Origin of the sequence: Streptomyces sp. NBC_00076 (assembly GCF_045041235.1) — a bacterium.
GTDB lineage: Bacteria > Actinomycetota > Actinomycetes > Streptomycetales > Streptomycetaceae > Streptomyces.
In genome coordinates this window covers 5253176-5274010 of record NZ_CP108242.1, presented here as the reverse complement: position 1 = coordinate 5274010, position 20835 = coordinate 5253176, and the positions used below count along the sequence as shown (strand labels likewise).

15 protein-coding genes are annotated in these 20835 nt (G+C 67.9%); 6 read left to right on the top strand and 9 right to left on the bottom strand.

The window, feature by feature from the left end:
* Positions 1-15 precede the first annotated feature (15 nt).
* The 3 genes from OHA64_RS23925 to OHA64_RS23915 form a co-directional block, all read right to left on the bottom strand.
* Entirely contained in the window at positions 16-1737 is a 1722-nt protein-coding gene (locus OHA64_RS23925) for a protein kinase family protein (RefSeq protein ID WP_405616309.1), read from the bottom strand.
* 118 nt (positions 1738-1855) lie between these two features.
* A complete protein-coding gene (gene murJ / locus OHA64_RS23920; protein WP_405616307.1) occupies positions 1856-4123 on the bottom strand; it encodes a murein biosynthesis integral membrane protein MurJ in 2268 nt (755 codons plus the stop codon).
* A gap of 44 nt (positions 4124-4167) precedes the next feature.
* The gene (locus tag OHA64_RS23915) at positions 4168-6528 is read right to left on the bottom strand and encodes a DUF6049 family protein (RefSeq protein ID WP_405616305.1); all 2361 of its coding nucleotides are present in this window, start codon (positions 6526-6528) and stop codon (positions 4168-4170) included.
* Positions 6529-6785: 257 nt separating this feature from the next.
* Here OHA64_RS23915 and OHA64_RS23910 point away from each other — a divergent pair, with 257 nt between their 5' ends.
* Positions 6786-8228, top strand: coding sequence for a CCA tRNA nucleotidyltransferase (locus tag OHA64_RS23910; protein ID WP_405616303.1), 1443 nt, complete (start codon positions 6786-6788; stop codon positions 8226-8228).
* A 65-nt stretch (positions 8229-8293) separates the two neighbouring features.
* On the opposite strand, the gene OHA64_RS23905 is transcribed toward OHA64_RS23910, so the two are convergent.
* The 3 genes from OHA64_RS23905 to OHA64_RS23895 all read right to left on the bottom strand — a co-directional run bounded on the left by OHA64_RS23905 (position 8294) and on the right by OHA64_RS23895 (position 11533).
* Positions 8294-9577, bottom strand: coding sequence for an MFS transporter (locus OHA64_RS23905; RefSeq protein WP_405616301.1), 1284 nt, complete (start codon positions 9575-9577; stop codon positions 8294-8296).
* A 148-nt stretch (positions 9578-9725) separates the two neighbouring features.
* Positions 9726-10808 (bottom strand): inositol-3-phosphate synthase, encoded by a 1083-nt coding sequence (locus tag OHA64_RS23900; protein ID WP_405616299.1) that lies wholly within the window; start codon positions 10806-10808, stop codon positions 9726-9728.
* Between the two features lie 44 nt (positions 10809-10852).
* Positions 10853-11533, bottom strand: coding sequence for a PadR family transcriptional regulator (locus tag OHA64_RS23895; RefSeq protein WP_405616297.1), 681 nt, complete (start codon positions 11531-11533; stop codon positions 10853-10855).
* A 375-nt stretch (positions 11534-11908) separates the two neighbouring features.
* On the opposite strand from OHA64_RS23895, the gene OHA64_RS23890 reads away from it, so the two are divergent.
* Together OHA64_RS23890 and OHA64_RS23885 are read left to right on the top strand one after the other, a co-directional pair.
* Complete coding sequence (locus tag OHA64_RS23890; protein ID WP_405616295.1) at positions 11909-14599, top strand: transglycosylase domain-containing protein; 2691 nt, start codon at positions 11909-11911, stop codon at positions 14597-14599.
* 361 nt (positions 14600-14960) lie between these two features.
* Positions 14961-16481, top strand: coding sequence for a glycosyltransferase family 87 protein (locus OHA64_RS23885; protein WP_405616293.1), 1521 nt, complete (start codon positions 14961-14963; stop codon positions 16479-16481).
* 88 nt (positions 16482-16569) lie between these two features.
* On the opposite strand, the gene OHA64_RS23880 is transcribed toward OHA64_RS23885, so the two are convergent.
* The 3 genes from OHA64_RS23880 to OHA64_RS23870 form a co-directional block, all read right to left on the bottom strand.
* Positions 16570-17601, bottom strand: coding sequence for an alanine racemase (locus OHA64_RS23880; RefSeq protein ID WP_405616291.1), 1032 nt, complete (start codon positions 17599-17601; stop codon positions 16570-16572).
* A 74-nt stretch (positions 17602-17675) separates the two neighbouring features.
* Entirely contained in the window at positions 17676-18797 is a 1122-nt protein-coding gene (gene femX, locus OHA64_RS23875; protein ID WP_405616289.1) for a peptidoglycan bridge formation glycyltransferase FemX, read from the bottom strand.
* 178 nt (positions 18798-18975) lie between these two features.
* Entirely contained in the window at positions 18976-19290 is a 315-nt protein-coding gene (locus tag OHA64_RS23870; protein ID WP_405616287.1) for a hypothetical protein, read from the bottom strand.
* Between the two features lie 265 nt (positions 19291-19555).
* Between OHA64_RS23870 and rpsF the strand changes: the two genes are divergently transcribed.
* The 3 genes from rpsF (at position 19556) to rpsR (ending at position 20827) form a co-directional block, all read left to right on the top strand.
* A complete protein-coding gene (rpsF, locus tag OHA64_RS23865) occupies positions 19556-19846 on the top strand; it encodes a 30S ribosomal protein S6 (RefSeq protein ID WP_005482942.1) in 291 nt (96 codons plus the stop codon).
* Positions 19847-19924: 78 nt separating this feature from the next.
* Positions 19925-20533, top strand: a complete 609-nt coding sequence (locus tag OHA64_RS23860; RefSeq protein WP_405616285.1) for a single-stranded DNA-binding protein — start codon at positions 19925-19927, stop codon at positions 20531-20533.
* A gap of 57 nt (positions 20534-20590) precedes the next feature.
* Positions 20591-20827 carry a 30S ribosomal protein S18 gene (gene rpsR, locus OHA64_RS23855; RefSeq protein WP_003949403.1) on the top strand — a complete coding sequence of 79 codons (237 nt, stop codon included), beginning with the start codon at positions 20591-20593 and terminating at the stop codon, positions 20825-20827.
* Positions 20828-20835: the final 8 nt, after the last annotated feature.

Genomic DNA, 20835 nt, shown 5'->3' with positions numbered 1-20835 from the left:
CCCCTTGGCGACTGCTCAGCCGGTGAACTTCACGTCGGTAATGGCCTGCTTGTAGCCGGGATTGCTGTACGCACTCGGATCCGCTTCCGAGTAGGGCACAGCGGTGAGCCATACGAGCACGTACTGCGTCTTCACCGGCTTGGCGACCTTCACCGTGGCCGTGGTGCCGTTCGTGGTGACGCTGCCGATCTCCTTCATCGAGTCCAGCGAGGACGGCGTCAGAGAGTCGGAAGCGTACAGCTTGGCCGTCGTGTGATTGCCGGGATAGCGCAGCCCGATGCCGGCACTGGAGATCTCCTGCGCCGAACCGAGGTCGTAGACGATGCCCACGCCCGGCTTGTAGGGCGCGAGGGTCGGTCCCTGCCGGAAGGTGCTTGTCTTCCAGTACGTCGACGGGTTGCCGTCGTACGTCTTGGCGATGTCGCCCGGGTGCTGGGGGTCGCCCTTCGCCACGAACTCGCTGGCGCGCTCGATGCTCAGCGTCTTGACCGGCTTGGGAGCGGTGCTGTTCTTGTCGTCCCCGTCGGTCGTCTGCGTATTGCCGGTGTCGTCGGACTTCTCGCCCTGGTCCATCAGGGCGTCCGCCAGCTGCCAACTGCCCAGTCCCAGCGCGGCGATGAGGAGGGCCGAGACAGCCCACTTCAACGCCTTGCCGGTACGGGTCTGCAGCGGGGGCGGCGGGGCGGCGACCGGCTGCGTGGCACCCGGGTGCGCGGACGGGCGGCCGTACGTGCCCTGCTGGTACGTCGTGTGCTGGTAGTCCGGCGGGGCGGTGAACGTGGGCTCCGGCGGACGGATGCGAGGCATCTCGGCGATCGCCTTGACCAGTTCCTCCGGCGTGGTGCACGGCGACTCGTGGCGCGATGCGGTGGCGCCGTCGTTGGCGAGTGCCCGCATGGAGAGCTCGGACAGACCGCGGTGGACCCCCGCGCGCACCTGGTCGGGGGCGATGAGACCTACGTCCTTGGGCAGGCCGGACAGACCGTAGGCGTCGCTCTCGTACGGCCAGCGCTGAGTGAGCGCCGCGTACAGCAGGGCACCGATCGCCTCCGTGTCGGTGCGCTGCGGGGTCTCGGAACTGATGCCGCGCAGTGCCGCGTTCACGGCGAGGCCGCGGATGCGCCACTGGCCGGTCGAGGTGCGCAGGACGGCGTTCGGGTTCAGCCGAAGGTGCGCCAAGCCCTCGCGGTGGGCGGCGGCCATGGCGGAGGAGATCTGGCTGACCATCTGGGAGGCGTCGTACACGTCCAGTGGGCCGGAGGCCAGCAGTGTGGACAGCTCGGTGGCGTCCGGCAGCCACTCGTGGACGACGTAGACAAGGTCGTTCTCCTCGACGGCGTCGAGGACTTGGACGAAGCGCGGATCGCCCAGCAGCGCGGAGGAGCGGGCCGCGGCCAGCACCGAACGGGCCCGCGAGTGCTCCGCGGGCAAGAGGTGGACGCCGACGGCACGCCGCAGTTTCTCGTCCACGGCACGCCAACTGCTGAATCCGTCCAGACGGGTGACGCACTCCTCAAGGCGGTAGCGTCTGGCGAGCTTGTGGCCACTGTGCAGCTCCGGCGGTGACGCCTTCCCGGGACTCTCGGTCCCGCCACTCCCCTGTGCCTCGACGTCTTCCGTGTCCCGCTCCCGGTTCTTGGCCACCCCGTCGGCCGTGGACTGGTCCGCCTTGGCGGTCAGCGGCTCGTCGCCGCTGTTGTCTGCCACGTCGACGGCAGCCGTGCTCCGTTCCGCCACCGTCGTCCCTGCCTCCCCATCCATTGCGCGTCGTGCGACGCCGAAACCAATTGTGCCCACAGTCCGCCGCCATGCACGACACACGGGGGCGGACGATGGTTGTGCGCGTACCCGCGCCTCAGCGTCCCAGGCGCCCTCGCACCATGCCGACCAGCGAGTTCAGTTCCTCGATGCGCATGCGGCGAGCAGCGACGAAGAAGACCCCGAGCAGCACCGCGCCACCTGCGATCAGGGCCGCGAAGGAGCCTAGGACGCCCTGGCCGAGCGAGTGGGCGATGCCGTAGCAGGCAGCGCCGCTGAGCAGGGCAGCCGGCACCGAGGCGATGCACAGTCTGGCGTACGTACGCAGCACGCGATTGCCGTCCAGGTCGCCACCCAGCCGCTTGCGCAGTCGGTTCCAGGCGACACCGACACCGATCGCGTAGGCCAGACCGTACGAGGCGGACATGCCCACCACCGCCCAGCGGGGCGGCAGTACGACGTAGCAGAGCGCCGAGGCGCTCGCGTTGACCGCGGCCACTATCACCGTGTTGTAGAAGGGGGTGCGGGTGTCCTCGTAGGCGTAGAAGGCGCGCAGGACGACGTACTGCACCGAGTACGGGATCAAGCCGAGGGCGAAGGCCATCAGCATGTACCCCATGTTCGTGGCCTCGCTGATGCCTGAGGAGCCGAAGATCAGCGTGCACATCGGGATGCCGAGCGCGAGGAAGCCGAAGGCGATCGGCACGATGGCGACAGCGGTGGTCCGCAGGCCCTGCGAGATGTCGTCGCGGACGGCTCCGGGGTCGTCCTCCGCCGCGGAGCGGGAGATGCGCGGCAGCAGGGCGGCCATCAGGGAGACGGTGATGATGGCCTGCGGCAGGCCCCAGATCAGCTGGGCGTTGGCGTAGGCGGCGAAGCCGGTGCCCTTGACCCCCGAGTCGATGCCGGAGGCTGTGGACAACTGGGTGACGACGAGCGCACCCGCCTGGTTGGCCAGGACGAAAAGAATGGTCCACTTGGCGAGCATGGCGGCCTTGCCGAGACCGTGGCCCTTCCAGTCGAACCGCAGCCGCATCCTGAAGCCGGTCTCACGCAGGTACGGGATCATCGCGAGCGCTTGGACGACCAGGCCGAGGAAGACGCCGATACCGAGGAGCCGCTGGCCCTCCGGCGGAATGCTCGTCACGCTCATCTGGGAGTTCGCCGACGTGCCGTACACCCAGATGAACGTGCCGAGTGTCACGATGATGACGATGTTGTTCAGGACCGGGGTCCACATCATCGCGCCGAACTTCCCGCGGGCGTTGAGGATCTGCCCCATCACCACGTGAATGCCCATGAAGAAGATCGAGGGCAGGAAGTAACGGGTGAAGGTGATGGCGACCTCGTTGGCCGCCGGATTGCCGGCAACCGGGTTCGACAGCATACGAACCAGCAGCGGCGCCGCGAACATCGCGAGACCGGTGAGTGCGGCCAGGACCACCATCACCAGCGTCAGCAGGCGGTTCGCAAAGGCCTGGCCGCCGTCCTCGTCCTCTTTCATCGCCCGAACGAGCTGCGGCACGAAGACGGAGTTGAGGCCACCGCCGACGGTCAGGATGTAGATCATCGTCGGCAGCTGGTACGCGACCTGGAAGGAGTCGCCGAGCAGGCCGAGGCCCAGTGCCGACACGATCAGCGCCGAGCGGATGAAGCCCGTGAGGCGGGAGACCATCGTGCCGGCAGCCATGACGGCGCTCGACTTCAGCAGACCCGCGGCCTTCCCGCTCTTCTTCGCGGGCGGTGCCGGAGCCACGACGGCCGCGGTCCCGAGTTCCATGGTCTGATCGGGCGCGGGGGCCGCGGGGGCCGCGGGGGCCTGGTACTGCGGTGCCGGTACCTGAACACTCGAGGCCGCCGCGGGACCCGGCGCCGATGGGAGTTCCGAGGCCGGGTAGCCGCCCTGCTGCTGGTCCCGGAAGAGATGCGCGAAGGCATCCGGCTCGTGGCGCTCTTCGCCGGCCTGGGTCACCAGATCGTCGACACCCACGAACTGGGTGGTGCGGGGGTCGTCGCCGTACGGCAGGTACTGGGTCGGGCCCTCCGGCTCGGGCGCCGGGGTCTGTGCCCACAGGTGTGGGTCAGGGGCGTACGGCGACTGGGGAGGCTGGGCGTACAGAGGCTGCTGCGGCTGGAACGTGCCCGGGGCCGGCGGTGGGTGTGCGGCGCGGTCGTAGAGCGCCTCGGCGACCGGATCCTGGGCGTAGATGTCCTGCGCGCGGTAGGGGTCCTGGTCGTAGGCGTCCTGGAGGTACATGTCGGCGGGGGACTGCGGCGGGACCTGGCCGTCCTGAGGCGGCGGGCCCTCGGGGTGGCCCGAGCCGCCCGCGGCCTCGCCGCGGTCACCGTCGTACGGCGCGTTCATGGTTACCCCACCTCATCGTCCCGGGCCCACCGGCCACGACATCCTCAACGGTCCACTCTCTCACCCGTGCCGGAAGGGTCGGCGCTTTCCGCTGCGGTGTCCGGTGCCGGGTCACTCGGCTGCTGCGGGTCGTCTGCCCGGCTCCTGGTGTCGGACTCCCCCTTGAGACGGTCGTCGCCGCCGTCGGGGTTCTCCGGGGCGTCGACGGCCTCGCCCGTCTCGTCGGGGCCGTCCTCCTCGGTCTCGCGGGCGGCTGCGCGCTTGCGCTGGGTGTACATCCGGAAGCCGGCGAGAACGAGCAGGAGGAAACCGCCGCCGATGACCAGCATCACAGTGGCCGTGAATTCCGTGACCTTCACGTCGAACCTGACGGGGGCGCCGTACACCTGCCCGTCCTCCGTGTACAGCTGGGCGATCACCCTGGCCTGACCGTTGGCCTTCGCCGTCGTGGTGAACTTCACCGTCTGGCTGTGACCGCCGGAGACCTCGACAGGCTGTTCGTCGTAGGCGTCGTCGCCGATCTCCAGGCGCTTGGGGCTCAGTGAGGTGAGCCGCAGCACCAGGTGGTCCGCGCCCTGCACCAGGTTGTTCTGCACGGTCACCGGGATCGTGGCGCTGCGCCCGGAGAGCTTGGTCTCGGACTTGTCGATCAGCTTGACCTGATCGGTCAGCTCGTCCACGTACGCCTCGACGTCACTCCGGAAGGAACGCGCCTCGGTGGCCCGGCCGCGCCAGGACGTGGACATCTCGCGGTTCACGGCCCGCCCGAACGGGGTCACCACTCGGGACTGATCGCTGAGGATCACCTTGAAGTTGTCGAGCTTGTCCTGCGTGGTCGCGATCTCCATGAAGGCCGACCGAGTCAGCTCCTGCTTGCGCAGCGAGGAGGGATACCTGGACGTCGACGGCACGGTCGTGGTGGCCGCCGGGTCCGGCTTGGCGGCGGCCGCCGCGGTGAGCTCCTGCGACTCGGACCAGTTGCTGCTCTGCAGGGCGGTCAGCGCCTCGGCCATCGCCTGGGCCTGGCGCGCCGACGGCATGCGCTGCGGGGCGACGACGACGCTGCGCTGCTTGTGCGTCTGAAGGTCGAGGGCGAGGCTCTGGGCGAGGAAATTCTGCACGGCGAGCGTGGAGGCGGAGGCCTTCGTCAGGTCGCCCTGGAACGCCGTCGACAGCCGCGCGTCCGCGACGACCGCCGTGGTGCCGCCCCCGATGGGGCGGGCCGCCGAGGGCGTGTACGACAGGCTGCCCGTCTCCTGCAGACTGTCGCTGCGCGCGATCACCTTGTCGGCGCCGGCGGAGGTGGCGACCTTCACGATCGACGGGTCCACCGTGCCCTCGACCGGCCAGGCGAAGTCGGTGCTCGGTGTCACGTGGAGCACGGTCCGCACCGTGGTGGCGGCGACGTCGGTGGCCTCCTTGAGATGGCTGAGGGTGCCGGTGACGCTTGTGCCGTTGTGCGCGAGGGAGGCGAGATCCGGGTCGGCGAAGGGGAGGGCGACGACCTCCTTGGCCGCAACCGCGTCCTGCAGCCCGGCGAGCCACTGCTTGGCGACGGCCTGATAGGTGCCTGCCCGGGTCGTGTCACCGGACCTGACCCGGTAGGTGCGGGTCATCGCGTCGACGGATGCCAGCAGGTCCGGGTCGATCACCCAGGTGACGTCGAGGTCCTTGCCCAGTGACAGGAGCTGATCGAGGCGGCCGCCCGGAGAGATCTCCTTGGCCAGGTCGTCGTTGAGGAAGACGGGCGTCTGCTGCTCGTTCGACCCTGTCTCCGCCGTCATGTGGGCGGTGGAGATCAGGGGCCACAGGTACGTCGTCCTCGTCCGGGTGTCGGCCTCGTCGGACTGCCACGGCAGGAACGTCCGCTCCATACCGAGCACCTGCTCCCAGGGCTGCGCGGACGTCTCCCCGGAGAGCGAGACGGCGAGTTGATAGACGCCGCTGTCGCCGAGGTCCAGTTCGTCGACCGGAACCGAGATGGAGAAGGGCTCGGCGACGCCCGGCGTCAGCTGGGAGAACTTCTCGATGTACTTGCCGCCGACCTCCGGGCCGGTGGCCGCCTGCATGTCGTTGCTGTTCTTGGTGGCATTGTCGATGGCCGAGCGGGTGGTCAGCTCGGGGCCCACCCGCAGTCCCACGTGGGCGCCCGTGACTGCCTGCTTGCCGGTGTTGGTCACTGTTCCCGACACGATGACTGTGTCGCCGTCCGTGGGGGCGCTGGGAGTGAGTGTGTCGAGCGCCACGGAGACGGTGCCCGAGTCGGCGGCCAGCGCGGGTGTGGCGGTGGGCAGCTGCAGCAGTCCGGCCAGCAGGGGCGCCCCGGCGAGCAGGGCTCCAGTGCGCCGCAGCCAGCGGCGGGCAGGTGAGGCACTGGTCCCCTGGAAGTCTGCCGCCTCGGCCACGCGCTCGCCCGTCCCTCGTCGTCGTCAGTGGTCGTCGGAATGTGCGTCCACGCATGGTAACGATGCGCGCTGAGGGGAAGTGCCGCGGACCGCTCCGCAAGATCGGGGAAGGACGTCGTGCTGTCCCGAATGTGCACGTATAAAGGGGGTCGCCTGCGTGCCTTTCGAGGGCAGGCCTCGCACGGGGCCCAGTGGAGGGTCTGTGCGCATTCAATGGAGGCGCTCGCGGTCGCCCGGGCCACGTACCCTTTTCCTTTGTGCCGAACGCCAACGAAGACACCTCCAGTGCCCTGAGCCAGGTGCAGCACCGCGCGGTGAGTGAACTGCTGCGGGTCGCCCCTGTCGCCGACGATCTCGCCCGCCGCTTCCAGGAGGCCGGGTTCTCACTCGCCCTGGTCGGCGGCTCGGTCCGGGACGCGTTGCTCGGCCGGCTCGGCAACGACCTGGACTTCACGACCGACGCCCGCCCCGAGGACGTACTGAAGATCGTCCGGCCGTGGGCGGACGCCGTGTGGGAGGTCGGGATCGCCTTCGGCACGGTCGGGGCGCAGAAGGACGGCTACCAGATCGAGGTGACCACGTACCGGTCGGAGGCGTACGACCGGACCTCACGCAAGCCCGAGGTGAGGTACGGCGACTCCATCGAGGAAGATCTGGTCCGTCGCGACTTCACTGTGAACGCGATGGCCGTCGCGCTGCCGGAGAAGGAGTTCATCGATCCGCACGGTGGGCGCGACGACCTCGCGGCGCGTGTGCTGCGTACTCCGGGCACGCCCGAGGAGTCCTTCTCGGACGACCCGCTGAGGATGATGCGGGCAGCACGCTTCGCGGCCCAGCTCGACTTCGAGGTCGCCCCCGAGGTCGTCACGGCCATGAAGGAGATGGCCGGACGCATCGAGATCGTCTCGGCCGAGCGGGTCCGGGACGAACTGAACAAGCTGATCCTGTCCACGCACCCGCGCAAGGGCCTGACGCTGCTGGTGGATTCCGGGCTTGCCGACCACGTACTGCCCGAGCTTCCGGCGCTGCGCCTGGAGAGCGACGAGCATCACCGGCACAAGGACGTCTACGAGCACACGCTGATCGTTCTGGAGCAGGCGATCGCTCTGGAGGAGAGCGGCGCGGACCTGACTCTGCGTCTGGCCGCCCTGCTGCACGACATCGGCAAGCCGCGAACTCGTCGCTTCGAGAAGGACGGCAGGGTTTCCTTCCACCACCACGAGGTGGTCGGGGCGAAGATGACCAAGAAGCGCATGACCGCGCTGAAGTACTCCAACGACCTGGTGAAGGAGGTCTCGCGTCTTGTCGAACTCCACCTGCGCTTCCATGGCTACGGCACAGGTGACTGGACGGACTCCGCGGTCCGCCGCTATGTCCGTGACGCAGGCCCCCTGCTCGACCGCCTCCACAAGCTGACCCGCTCGGACTGCACGACGCGGAACAAGCGCAAGGCCGCTGCGCTCTCGCGGGCGTATGACGGCCTGGAGGAGCGGATCGCTCAGCTTCAGGAACAGGAGGAGCTGGACGCGATCCGTCCGGACCTCGACGGCAACCAGATCATGGAAATCCTGGGCATCAGCCCGGGCCCGGCAATCGGCCGTGCGTACCAGCACATGCTGGAGCTCCGGCTGGAGAATGGGCCCATGAAGCACGATGAGGCGGTGGCCGCGCTCAAGGAGTGGTGGGCCGAGCAGGGCTGAGGCCGTGAAACGGGCTCACGTTTCACGTGAAACATGAGCCAGCTCTCGACAAGGCCAACGTCGTTCTACGAAGACGAGCTCGGTTGCGCCGAGGGGCGTTGTTTCACGTGAAACAACGCCCCGACCAGTCCATAGACGGCGGCGACCGTGATCACCAGTGGCACCGAGCGGCCATCCGGCGGCAGCATCAGGGCAGCGACGCCCGCGGCGCCCACGAAGGCGACGTTGAAGAGCACGTCGTAGACGGAGAAGATCCGGCCCCGGAAGCCGTCGTCGACCGAGGACTGCACGATCGTGTCCGTTGCGATCTTCGCGCCTTGGGTGATCAGTCCCAGGACGAATGCTGCGACGAGCATGGGAGCTGCGGCGAACGGGAGGCCGAGTGCGGGCTCCAGGACCGCGGCCGCAGCGGCACAGATGACGATCCATTGCCCGGGCCCGTATCGGTCCGCCGCCCATGGTGTCACGACCGCAGCCGCGAAGAACCCGGCGCCGGAAAAACCCAATGCCAGCCCCAGTAGGGCGAGACCGTCGTCGGGACCGGACGTCAGGGTGTAGCGGCAGAGCATCAGCACCATGACCAACAGGGCGCCGTAGCAGAACCGCATCAACGACATCGCGACGAGCGCCCACGTGGCCTCCCTGCGTGAGGGGGCGGAGAGATGGCGCACCCCCGCCGCCAGGGCGCGGGCGGTGCCGGTGAGTGCTGCCGACAGGCTTGGCTGTACCAACTCGCGGTCGGGCCCCAGCAGTTCCGGTGCGATGCGTAACGACGCGAGAGCTCCGCACAGATACAGTCCGGCCCCCAGGAGCACCACGGCCGCATCGGAATCCGCGACCAGCCGGACGACGAAGGCGAGGCCGCCGCAGACCGTCGCGGCGAGTGTCCCGGCGGTCGGGGAGAGGGAGTTGGCGATCACCAGTCGCTCGGCGTCGACGACCCGGGGCAGCGCGGCGGACAGGCCGGCCAGGATGAAGCGGTTGACAGCGGTGACGCACAACGCGGAGATGTAGAAGAGCCAGTCGGGAACATCGCTGATGATCAGGGCGGCCGTGGCCGATGCCATCAGGGCGCGCACCAGGTTGCCGTACAGAAAGACCTGGCGGCGGCGCCAACGGTCCAGGAGGACACCGGCGAAAGGGCCCACCAGGGAGTAGGGGAGTAAGAGGATCGCCATCGCAGAGGCGATGGCGGTGGCGGAGGTCTGCTTCTCGGGCGAGAAGACGACGTAGGCGGCGAGCGCGATCTGGAAGACACCGTCGGCGCCCTGGGAGAGCAGGCGCACGACGAGCAGACGTCGGAAGTTCCGGAAACGGAGCAGGACGCGCAGATCACGCACGACAGGCATGGGGCACAGCCTCACATAAGGGAGGGTCCCCCGGGCTGTACCACCCGGGGGACCCTCATCAGCTCTGGCAGGAGCGGTTTCAGCACGCGGCGTCGTGTCTCTCCGCCGCACAAAGCTTTGTCTCGGTGGAACGCAGAGCTTTGTCTCGCTAGCGCTCGACCTCGCCCTTGATGAACTTCTCGACGTTGTCGTAGGCCTCGTCGTCGAAGTACTGGACCGGCGGGGACTTCATGAAGTACGAGGACGCCGAAAGGATCGGGCCGCCGATGCCGCGGTCCTTGGCGATCTTCGCGGCGCGCAGCGCGTCGATGATGACGCCGGCGGAGTTCGGGGAGTCCCAGACCTCGAGCTTGTACTCCAGGTTCAGCGGGACGTCACCGAAGGCACGGCCCTCGAGACGGACGTACGCCCACTTGCGGTCGTCGAGCCACGCCACGTAGTCCGAGGGACCGATGTGGACGTTCTTCTCGCCCAGGTCGCGGTCGGGGATCTGCGAGGTGACGGCCTGCGTCTTCGAGATCTTCTTGGACTCGAGGCGGTCGCGCTCCAGCATGTTCTTGAAGTCCATGTTGCCGCCGACGTTGAGCTGCATGGTGCGCTCAAGACGGACACCGCGGTCCTCGAACAGCTTTGCCATCACACGGTGCGTGATCGTGGCGCCGACCTGCGACTTGATGTCGTCGCCGACGATCGGGACGCCTGCCTCGGTGAACTTGTCCGCCCACTCCTTGGTGCCCGCGATGAAGACAGGAAGAGCGTTGACGAAGGCGACCTTGGCGTCGATGGCGCACTGGGCGTAGAACTTCGCCGCGTCCTCGGAGCCGACGGGCAGATAGCAGACGAGGACGTCGACCTGCTTGTCCTTCAGGATCTGGACGACGTCGACCGGGGCCTCGGCGGACTCCTCGATGGTCTCGCGGTAGTACTTGCCGAGGCCGTCGAGGGTGTGGCCACGCTGGACCGGGACACCCTTGTTCGGGACGTCGCAGATCTTGATGGTGTTGTTCTCGCTGGCACCGATGGCGTCCGAGAGGTCGAGTCCGACCTTCTTGGCGTCGACGTCGAAGGCGGCGACGAACTCGACGTCACCGACGTGGTAGTCGCCGAACTGGACGTGCATCAGGCCGGGGACCTTCGACGCCGGATCGGCGTCCTTGTAGTACTCGACTCCCTGCACCAGCGACGCGGCACAGTTGCCCACGCCGACGATGGCTACGCGCACCGAACCCATTCCGGTTGCTCCCTGTGTGTACGAGTGAGGCCCTGGCAGGGGCCTCACGTGGTGGTGTCGCCGGGCGTATCCGGACCGGGAGTGTCCCCGGTCCGGGGCAGAACGCCCGGCGCTCCCTCTGTGGTGTCGCGAGCGGGTTCCCCGTGGTCGGGACCCTTGAGGTCCCGACCCGCCCGCTCGCTCTCGATGAGCTCGTTCAGCCAGCGCACTTCGCGCTCCACGGACTCCATCCCGTGGCGCTGGAGCTCAAGCGTGTAGTCGTCGAGGCGATCCCGGGTGCGCGCCAGAGAGGCGCTCATCTTCTCCAGGCGTTCCTCGAGCCGACTGCGACGGCCCTCAAGGACGCGCATGCGCACATCACGAGAGGTCTGCCCGAAGAAGGCGAAGCGAGCAGCGAAGTGCTCGTCCTCGTACGCGTCGGGCCCGGTCTGCGAGAGGAGCTCCTCGAAGTGCTCCTTACCTTCCGCCGTCAACCGGTAGACGATTTTCGCCCGACGCCCTGCGAGTGGCGCGGCGAGGGCGTCCTCGGAGGTGTGCCCCGGCTCTTCGATCAACCAGCCGTTGGCGACCAGCGTCTTGAGGCAGGGGTACAGGGTCCCGTAGCTGAACGCATGGAACACACCCAGCGACGTGTTGAGTCGCTTGCGCAGCTCGTAGCCGTGCATCGGGGACTCGCGGAGCAGGCCGAGTACGGCGAACTCAAGGATCCCGGAACGCCGGCTCATGGTCGCCTCCTCTCTGCCGCGGTCGGGCCGTGACGGTCTTTATGCCGAGCTGATGTATCGACTCGATACATCACGACGATAGAACGGCCTTACGGATGCGACAAGTGGGGGGAAGGTGAACGGGATCACATGACTGATTCACGTGGAGCGAGTTGCCTGATTTGGGGTGAACCTCGGGGCTAAGTGGGTTTTGGCGGTGCGTAGTCTGTGCGCCATGCACACCACCGGGAACCGAGTGACGCCTGGGGGGCGTCGTTGTCTTCGGTGCAGTACGGGTGAATGCGGAACCGACCGCATCCGTACTTCGGGGGGACCGGAAACCAGCTGCCGTTTCCAGGCGCGCAACGGTGCGCCTGCCCGAGGAGTAGTCGTTCGATGAGCGAGCACCGTCGCAAACCGCCGCAGCCGCAGGGAGGCGGACGTGCCGCGGCCCGACGCGGCCAGTCCGGCTCGTCCCCAGGCCGCCGTGCGGCACCGCGAGGCGCCACCGGGTCTGCGTCCGACTCCTATGGGACCAGTTCCCACGAGTCGGATTCCTATCGTCCGGGAGGCGAGGAGCGTCCGTACGGCGGCCGCGCCGAGGCCCGGCGGGCTACACAGAGAAGCAGCGGCGGCCGGCGCAGAGCGGCCGAACCCGCCGGACGCGGCCGACGCCCCGGCGGCCCAGGCGGGCCCGGGCGTGGCCGCGCGACCGCTTCCGACAAGAAGCGGATCATCGACTACCCGCGCGCCGGCAAGTACGGCGTGGCGCGCTGGGTGCCGTCGTGGAAGCTGGTCACCGGGCTGTTCATCGCGTTCTTCGGCAGCATGGTGGCTGTCGCGGGCCTCGCGTACGCCATGGTCACCGTCCCGACCCTCGCCGACACCGCGAAGGCCCAGAACAACGTCTACTACTGGTCCGACAAGTCCGAGATGGTCGCCACGGGCGGTGAGACGAACCGTCAGGAGGTCAACCTCTCGCAGATCCCCAAGGCGATGCAGAACGCCGTGATCTCGCAGGAGAACAAGACCTTCTACACCGACAGCGGCATCGACCCCAAGGGCATCGCCCGCGCCGTGTTCAACATGGCCAGGGGCGGTGAGACGCAGGGCGGCTCCACCATCACCCAGCAGTACGTGAAGAACGCGATGCTGGACGACCAGTCCCAGACCATCTCGCGCAAGTTCAAGGAGATCTTCGTCTCGGTCAAGGTGGGCTCCACCGTGTCCAAGGACAAGATCATGGAGGGCTACCTGAACTCCGCGTACTACGGTCGCGGGGCCTACGGCATCCAGGCGGCCGCGCGAGCGTACTTCGACAAGGACGCCGCCAAGCTGAACCCGGGCGAGTGCGCCTTCCTGTCGGCGATGCTCAAGGGCGCCACGTACTACGACCCCGCGGGTGCGACCAGCTTCGACCCGGCCGCCACCGACGAGGCCAACAGCAAGCGGGCCCTGCGGCAGATGCAGAACACCCTCGACAAGATGGTCGAGTACGGCCATCTGGACGCCGCGACGCGCGCCAAGTACAAGACGCTCCCCGACTGGAAGAACCCGCGCTCGAACAACGAGCTGAGTGGCCAGGTCGGTTACCTCGTCGACCTCGCCAACGCCTCTCTGGTCAGGAACAGCGACAAGACGGGAATCACCGAGCGGAAGCTGCGCGAGGGCGGCCTGTCGATCTACACGACCTTCGACAAGAAGAAGGTCAACGAGCTCAAGGCCGCGGTCGAGACCGTTCAGAAGAAGAACATCAAGCCCAAGGAGCGCCCCAAGACGGACAAATACGTCCAGTTCGGCGGGGCTTCCGTGGACCCGACGACCGGGGCCATCAAGGCCATCTACGGCGGTGAGGACGCGACGAAGCACTTCACCAACAACGCCGATGTCACCGGTGCCCAGGTCGGCTCGACCTTCAAGCCGTTCGTGCTCGCGGCGGCGATGAAGTGGGGTGTCCGGGACAAGGATCTCCCGGAGAACCAGGCCCAGGACGAGCGAACCAAGGTCAACCCGCAGAGCCTGTACAGCGGCCAGAACGATCTCAAGGTCAAGAACTACGACGGATCGATCTGGAAGAACGAGGACGGCAAGGAGTGGCTCCAGGAGAACGACGGCAAGGAGTCGTACGGCGCTCCTCCGGGCTACAAGATCAACCTCCGCGAGGCCATGAGGGAGTCTGTGAACTCCGCCTTCGTGCAGCTGGGCATGGACGTCGGGCTGGACAAGGTGAAGGAGTCCGCGATGGACGCGGGTCTCCTGGAGGGCAGCCTGACCGGCACCGGCTACCCGTCCTTCTCCATCGGCATCTCCGACCCGAGCGCGATCCGTATGGCGGGCGCGTACGCCACCTTCGCGGCCAGTGGAAAGCAGCGCGAGCCCTTCTCCGTCCTGAAGGTCACGGGCAAGGACGGCACGGTCTACACCCACGAGGACGAGACGCAGGAGGCGTTCGAGCCGGACGTCGCCGACAACGTGACGGACGTGCTCAAGACCGTGGTCAAGGACGGCACGGGTACCAACGCTCAGCTCAGCGACCGTCAGGTGGCGGGCAAGACCGGTACCACCGACGGCAACAAGTCCGCCTGGTTCGTGGGCTACACCCGACAGCTGTCCACGTCGATCAGCATGTTCCGCTACGACGACAACGAGAAGAGCAAGAACCGCACGTTCCTGAAGATGTACGGAACGGGTGGGCAGGAGAAGATCCACGGCGCCTCGTTCCCGTCCGAGATCTGGCACGACTACATGGAGCAGGCGGTGAAGGGCACGCAGCCGTTGCCCTTCCCGACGCCGGCGCCCATCGGCGTGGTCGTCAACGACGTCCCGAGCCCCACTCCGACCCCCACGGTCAGCGACACGCCGTCGGCCAGCCCGACGCCGAGTCCGACGCCCAGTGAGTCGGAGGCCTCCCCGACGCCCACGGAGAGCGAGTCCTGCCAGTTCGAGTGGCAGTGCACCGGCGACACCGCCGGCACGGACACCGGTGGCACCGACGGGGGTGTGACGTCCTCACCCACGCCCACGGAGTCGGAAGGCAACACCAGGGGCAACGGCAACGGAGGCCTCTTCGGAGGCCCGTCGGGTTGATCCGGCCGACCCGGAAGTCCGGCCTCTGCCCGGGTAGGTGAAGGCAAGGGTGGCCGCCACGCGCTGAACGCCGTGGCGGCCACCCTTGATTTATTTCCGGGGCGTCCGGCTCGGTACGCCGCCTGCCTCGCCGCAACGGCAGGCTGCGCCGGCTCCGGGGTGGGCGAGCCCGCAGCGGCCACCGCCCGGTTGCGAGTCCCGCGGCCCCGCTGTCCAGGATGTGACGCACAAGCTGTCGAGGCAGGCAGCCCGCCGTGACCGCCGCACGCACGCGCGCGCGTACCGGCGTGGAACGGGGCGAGCCGGACGTCCGTCGCCGACCCCGCACCGGTTCTCAGGCGCGTACGGCAGGATGTGCGACATGCCCAGCGCAGAATCTACGCAAGCGAGCGTGCACGAGCCGGAGCCGGTGCGGCCGACGAAGGAGGACGCGGTCGCCGCGGCCGGCAGCGAACTGATCGGCGGCCCCCTGGGGCGGCGCGCCCTGCTCGGCACGTCCTGGTGGACTCCCGTCCGGGTGATCGTTCTGGTGGCGATCGGCATGTTCGTCCTCGGCCTGGTCCAGAAAGCGCCCTGCTACAACGGCGCCTGGTTCTTCGGCGCCAGTTCGCAGTACACGCACGCCTGCTACTCCGACATCCCGCACCTGTACCAGGGGCGTGGTTTCGCCGACGGGCTCGTCCCGTACTTCGACAAGCTGCCCGGCGACATGCAGTACCTCGAATACCCGGTGCTCACCGGCGTGTTCATGGAGGTCGCCTCGTGGCTCACACCCGGCAGCGGCAGCATCCAGGACCAGGAGCAGTGGTACTGGATGGTCAACGCCGGGATGCTGATGGCGTGCGCCGCCGTCATCGCCGTGTGCGTGACCCGGACGCATGCCCGGCGCCCCTGGGACGGTCTGCTGGTCGCGCTGGCGCCCGCCTTCGCCCTGACCGCCACCATCAACTGGGACCTTCTGGCAGTCGCTCTGACGGCCGCCGCGATGCTGATGTGGTCACGGGGCCGCTCGCTCGCCTTCGGCGTCCTGCTGGGGCTCGCCACGGCCGCCAAGCTCTATCCCTTTCTCCTGCTCGGCCCCTTGCTCCTGCTGTGCTGGCGCGCGGGCAAGTGGCGGCAGTTCGGCACGGCTCTGGGGGGCGCGGTCGTCGCCTGGCTGGTGGTGAACCTGCCGGTGATGCTCTTCGCTTTCGACGGCTGGTCGAAGTTCTACACGTTCAGCCAGGAGCGGGGTGTCGACTTCGGTTCCTTCTGGCTGATCTGGGTCCAGAACTCGAACGACCCGCCCGGCACCGACTCCGTCAACACCATGGCCACGCTGCTGATGCTGCTGTGCAGCGCCGGTGTCGCGGCCCTGGCCCTCACCGTTCCGCGCCGCCCGCGCTTCGCCCAGCTCGCCTTTCTGATCGTCGCGGCCTTCATCCTCACCAACAAGGTGTACTCGCCGCAGTACGTCCTGTGGCTGGTGCCGCTCGCCGCGTTGGCCCGGCCGAAGTGGCGGGACTTCCTGATCTGGCAGGCGTGCGAGGTGGCGTACTTCCTGGGGATCTGGATGTACCTCGCGTACACCACCAGCGGAGACGCTCACAAGGGCCTGCCGACCGACGGCTACCACTGGTCCGTCGCCCTGCACCTGCTGGGCACGCTGTACCTGTGTGCGGTGGTCGTGCGCGACATCCTCATGCCCGAGCGGGACGTGGTGCGCCTGAACGGTGACGACGATCCCTCAGGGGGCGTGCTCGACGGTGCAGAGGACGTCTTCGTTCTCGGTCCCTCCGCGCATCCGCCGCGGCACGCGGCCCACTTCGACGGGCCTCAGGTGGAGTGGGGCAGCCGGGGAGCCGGGTCTCCCGCTCCGCCCTCCATAGACGGTTCGCTCTGAGCGAACGCCGGGAAGGCGGGGCCGAATGGCCCATACGAAAGGCCGTACACGATGCTCCGTGTACGGCCTCTCGGTTGTCCGTGAGCGCTCAGCGGTCGACGATCCGGTCGAACTGCGTGGTGGTGTGCCGCAGATGGGCCACCAGCTCGTCGCCGACCGTGGGCTCCTGGGCGTCGGCAGGCACGAACAGGATCGACACCTGCATGTGCGGCGGCTCGGCGAACCAGCGCTGCTTGCCGCCCCAGACGAACGGAGAAAGGTTCCGGTTGACGGTGGCGAGGCCGGCGCGGGCGACGCCCTTAGCCCGCGGCATGACGCCGTGCAGCGCCTTGGGGGCCTCCAGCCCCACTCCGTGCGACGTTCCGCCCGCCACGACCACCAGGAAGCCGTCGGAGGCGGCCTTCTGCTGCCGGTAGCCGAAGCGGTCGCCCTTGGCCACACGCGAGACGTCCAGGACGGCACCGCGGTACTCGGTGGCCTCGTGGTCGCCCAGCCACAGCCGCGTACCGATACGGGCGCGGAAGCGGGTCTGCGGGAACTGCTGTTGGAGCCGGGCGAGATCCTCGGCCTTGAGGTGACTGACGAACATCGTGTGCAGCGGCAGCCGGGCCGCGCGAAGCCGGTCCATCCAGCCGATGACCTCCTCGACGGCATCCGAGCCGTCGGTGCGGTCCAGCGGCAGGTGGATGGCGAAGCCCTCAAGGCGGACGTTCTCTATGGCAGAGTGCAGCTGGGGCAGGTCCTGCTCGCTGATGCCATGGCGCTTCATCGAAGACATCACCTCGATGACCACGCGCGCACCCACCAGGCCGTAGACCCCGTCGATCGAGGACACCGAGCGGATGACCCGGTCGGGCAGCGGCACGGGCTCCTCGCCGCGCCGGTACGGCGTCAGCACCAGCAGGTCACCGCCGAACCAGTCCTTGATCCGGGCGGCCTCGTACGTCGTGCCCACGGCGAGGACGTCCGAGCCCAGGCGCGTGGCCTCCTCCGCCAGCCGCTCGTGCCCGAAGCCGTAGCCGTTGCCCTTGCAGACGGGGACGAGCCCCGGGAACTGCTCCTGCACGTGCTTGTGGTGCGCCCGCCAGCGCGCGGTGTCGACGTAGAGCGTGAGCGCCATGGCCGGACCTGGAACCTTTCTCGGGGCTGCGGTGTATCAGAGGTATGGAAGCTATCGAAGCGAGGAACGCGGCGTCAGCGGCGCGACATGTAGATGTCGAGCGCCTTGTGGAGCAGCTTGTTCAGCGGGAAGTCCCACTCACCGAGGTACTCGGCGGCCTGGCCGCCCGTGCCCACCTTGAACTGGATCAGCCCGAAGAGGTGGTCGGTCTCGTCCAGCGAGTCGGAGATGCCTCGCAGGTCGTAGACGGTCGCGCCGAGCGCGTAGGCGTCGCGGAGCATCCGCCACTGCATCGCGTTCGAGGGCCTGACCTCCCGGCCGATGTTGTCGGAGGCGCCGTAGGAGTACCAGACGTGACCGCCGACGACCAGCATCGTCGCCGCAGACAGGTTCACGCCGTTGTGCCGGGCGAAGTACAGCCGCATGCGGTTGGGGTCCTCGGTGTTGAGGGCCGTCCACATACGCTGGAAGTACGACAGCGGGCGCGGCCGGAAGTGGTCCCGGACGGCCGTGATCTCGTACAGCCGCTGCCATTCCTCGAGGTCCTGGTAGCCGCCCTGGACGACCTCGACGCCCGACTTCTCGGCCTTCTTGATGTTGCGGCGCCACAGTTGGTTGAAGTTCTTGTGGACCTCTTCCAGGGAGCGATTCGCCAGCGGTACCTGATAGACGTAGCGGGGCTGTACGTCCCCGAAGCCGGCGCCCCCGTCCTCGCCCTGCTGCCAGCCCATGCGCCGAAGTTTGTCCGCCACCTCGAAGGCGCGCGGTTCGATGAAGTCGGCCTCGATGTCCCGCAGCCGCTTCACATCCGGGCTCTGGATGCCCTGCTTGATGGAGCCCGCCTCCCAGCGCCGGATGATGACCGGCGGGCCCATCTTCACCGAGAAGGCGCCCTGCTGCTTGAGGTGCGCGAGCATCGGTTCCAGCCACTCGGTGAGATTTGGCGCGAACCAGTTGATGACCGGGCCCTCGGGCAGATACGCGAGATAGCGCTTGATCTTGGGCAGTTGCCGATAGAGGACGAGCCCCGCGCCGACCATGTCGCCGGTGCGGCCGTCGAACCAGCCGAGGCTCTCCGAGCGCCACTCCGCCTTGACATCTGCCCAGGCCGGAACCTGCATGTGGCTCGCCGAGGGCAGGCTCTGGATGTATGCCAGATGCTGCTCGCGGCTGATCGTCCTCAGGGTCAGGCTCATTCGGGGCGCTCCTCGGGCTGGTGTGTCCCCATGGGTACAGGGGCTCCGGCTCTCGCGGCGAAGCCTACTGCGCCTTGAGAGCGCCCTGACCGGGCATAGGGCACCTTCGCCCGGGGCTATGAGCTACCAGGGCGGACCGCGGTGCCGTATGAGGGATGTGGGTGTGCCGTCCGTGGCGTCAGAAGAGCCCGCCGAAGAGACCACCGTGCGCCATGCCGAGGAAGAAGCCGACACCGGATGCGCCCAGGCCGAGGATCAGCCCGAAGCGTTCCCGGGTCGTCACCGAGATCCACTGGCCGTACGCGCCGGTGAGGATCCCCACCAGGCCGGTCCAGGAGCTCAGCAGGTGCAGGTCGTCGTCGATCATCGCCGTGAGGAACGACGTGATGCCCAGCACCAGGGTCACCGCGAGCAGCGTGTCCTGGAGCGGGTGGGGCTTGCCGTCCGTGGCGAACAGCCCTCCGACGGTGTTGGGTCGCAATGCTTGTGCCATGTGGCACCTCCTGCGAAAGGCGGCGCATCGTAGCGCCATACACACCCGATGTGTACAGATTGACGGTCCAGGCGGCCGGATTTCAACCGGAAGTCGATGTGCGGGTAGGCTGTATCTTCTGCACCGGTGTCTGCCCACGTCACGGCCCGAGGACTCCTTCGAGGAAATCCGATTGTCAGTGGCGGCCGATACCGTTGCGTACGCATCACAACCCTCCTGCCACGGAACCGCCGTGGCCGTTGAGTCCAAAGGAGGTGGGTTCCACATGCGTCACTACGAGGTGATGGTCATCCTCGACCCCGATCTGGAGGAGCGCGCTGTCGCCCCGCTGATCGAGAACTTCCTCTCCGTCGTCCGTGAGGGCAACGGAAAGGTCGAGAAGGTCGACACCTGGGGCCGTCGTCGTCTCTCGTACGAGATCAAGAAGAAGCCTGAGGGCATCTACTCGGTCATCGACCTGCAGGCCGAGCCTGCGGTCGTCAAGGAGCTCGACCGCCAGATGAACCTGAACGAGTCGGTCCTCCGGACCAAGGTCCTCCGCCCCGAGACCCACTGAGCTCTCCCGCTCAGCTGATCTCGGGATTCGAGTAGCAGCACTAGCAGCCAGCAGCAAACCCGCCGAGAGGTTCCCCCAATGGCAGGCGAGACCGTCATCACGGTCGTCGGCAATCTTGTCGACGACCCCGAGCTGCGCTTCACCCCTTCCGGTGCGGCGGTCGCGAAGTTCCGTGTCGCGTCCACTCCCCGCACCTTCGACCGTCAGACCAACGAGTGGAAGGACGGCGAGAGCCTGTTCCTGACCTGCTCGGTCTGGCGTCAGGCGGCGGAAAACGTCGCCGAATCGCTCCAGCGAGGCATGCGCGTCATCGTGCAGGGCCGGCTGAAGCAGCGGTCCTACGAGGACCGTGAGGGCGTCAAGCGCACGGTCTACGAACTGGACGTCGAGGAAGTCGGCGCCAGCCTGCGCAATGCCACGGCCAAGGTCACCAAGACCACCGGCCGCGGTGGGCAGGGCCAGGGCGGTTACGGCGGTGGCGGCGGTGGCGCCCAGGGTGGCGGCAGCTGGGGCGGAAGCTCCGGCGGCGGCCAGCAGGGCGGCGGCGGCGCAGCTCCCGCCGACGACCCGTGGGCGACCGGCGCTCCTGCCGGTGGCAACCAGGGCGGTGGCGGCGGCGGTGGCGGCGGCTGGGGTGGTAACTCCGGCGGCAGCGGCGGCGGCTACTCGGACGAGCCCCCCTTCTAGGCCCTCGGGCCGAGGGTGGGCCGTACCCACACTTCTTGATCACACAGGAGATACATCATGGCGAAGCCGCCTGTGCGCAAGCCGAAGAAGAAGGTCTGCGCTTTCTGCAAGGACAAGGTCACGTACGTGGACTACAAGGACACGAACATGCTGCGGAAGTTCATTTCCGACCGCGGCAAGATCCGTGCCCGCCGCGTGACCGGCAACTGCACGCAGCACCAGCGTGACGTCGCCACGGCTGTGAAGAACAGCCGTGAGATGGCGCTGCTGCCCTACACCTCCACCGCGCGATAAGGGAAGGG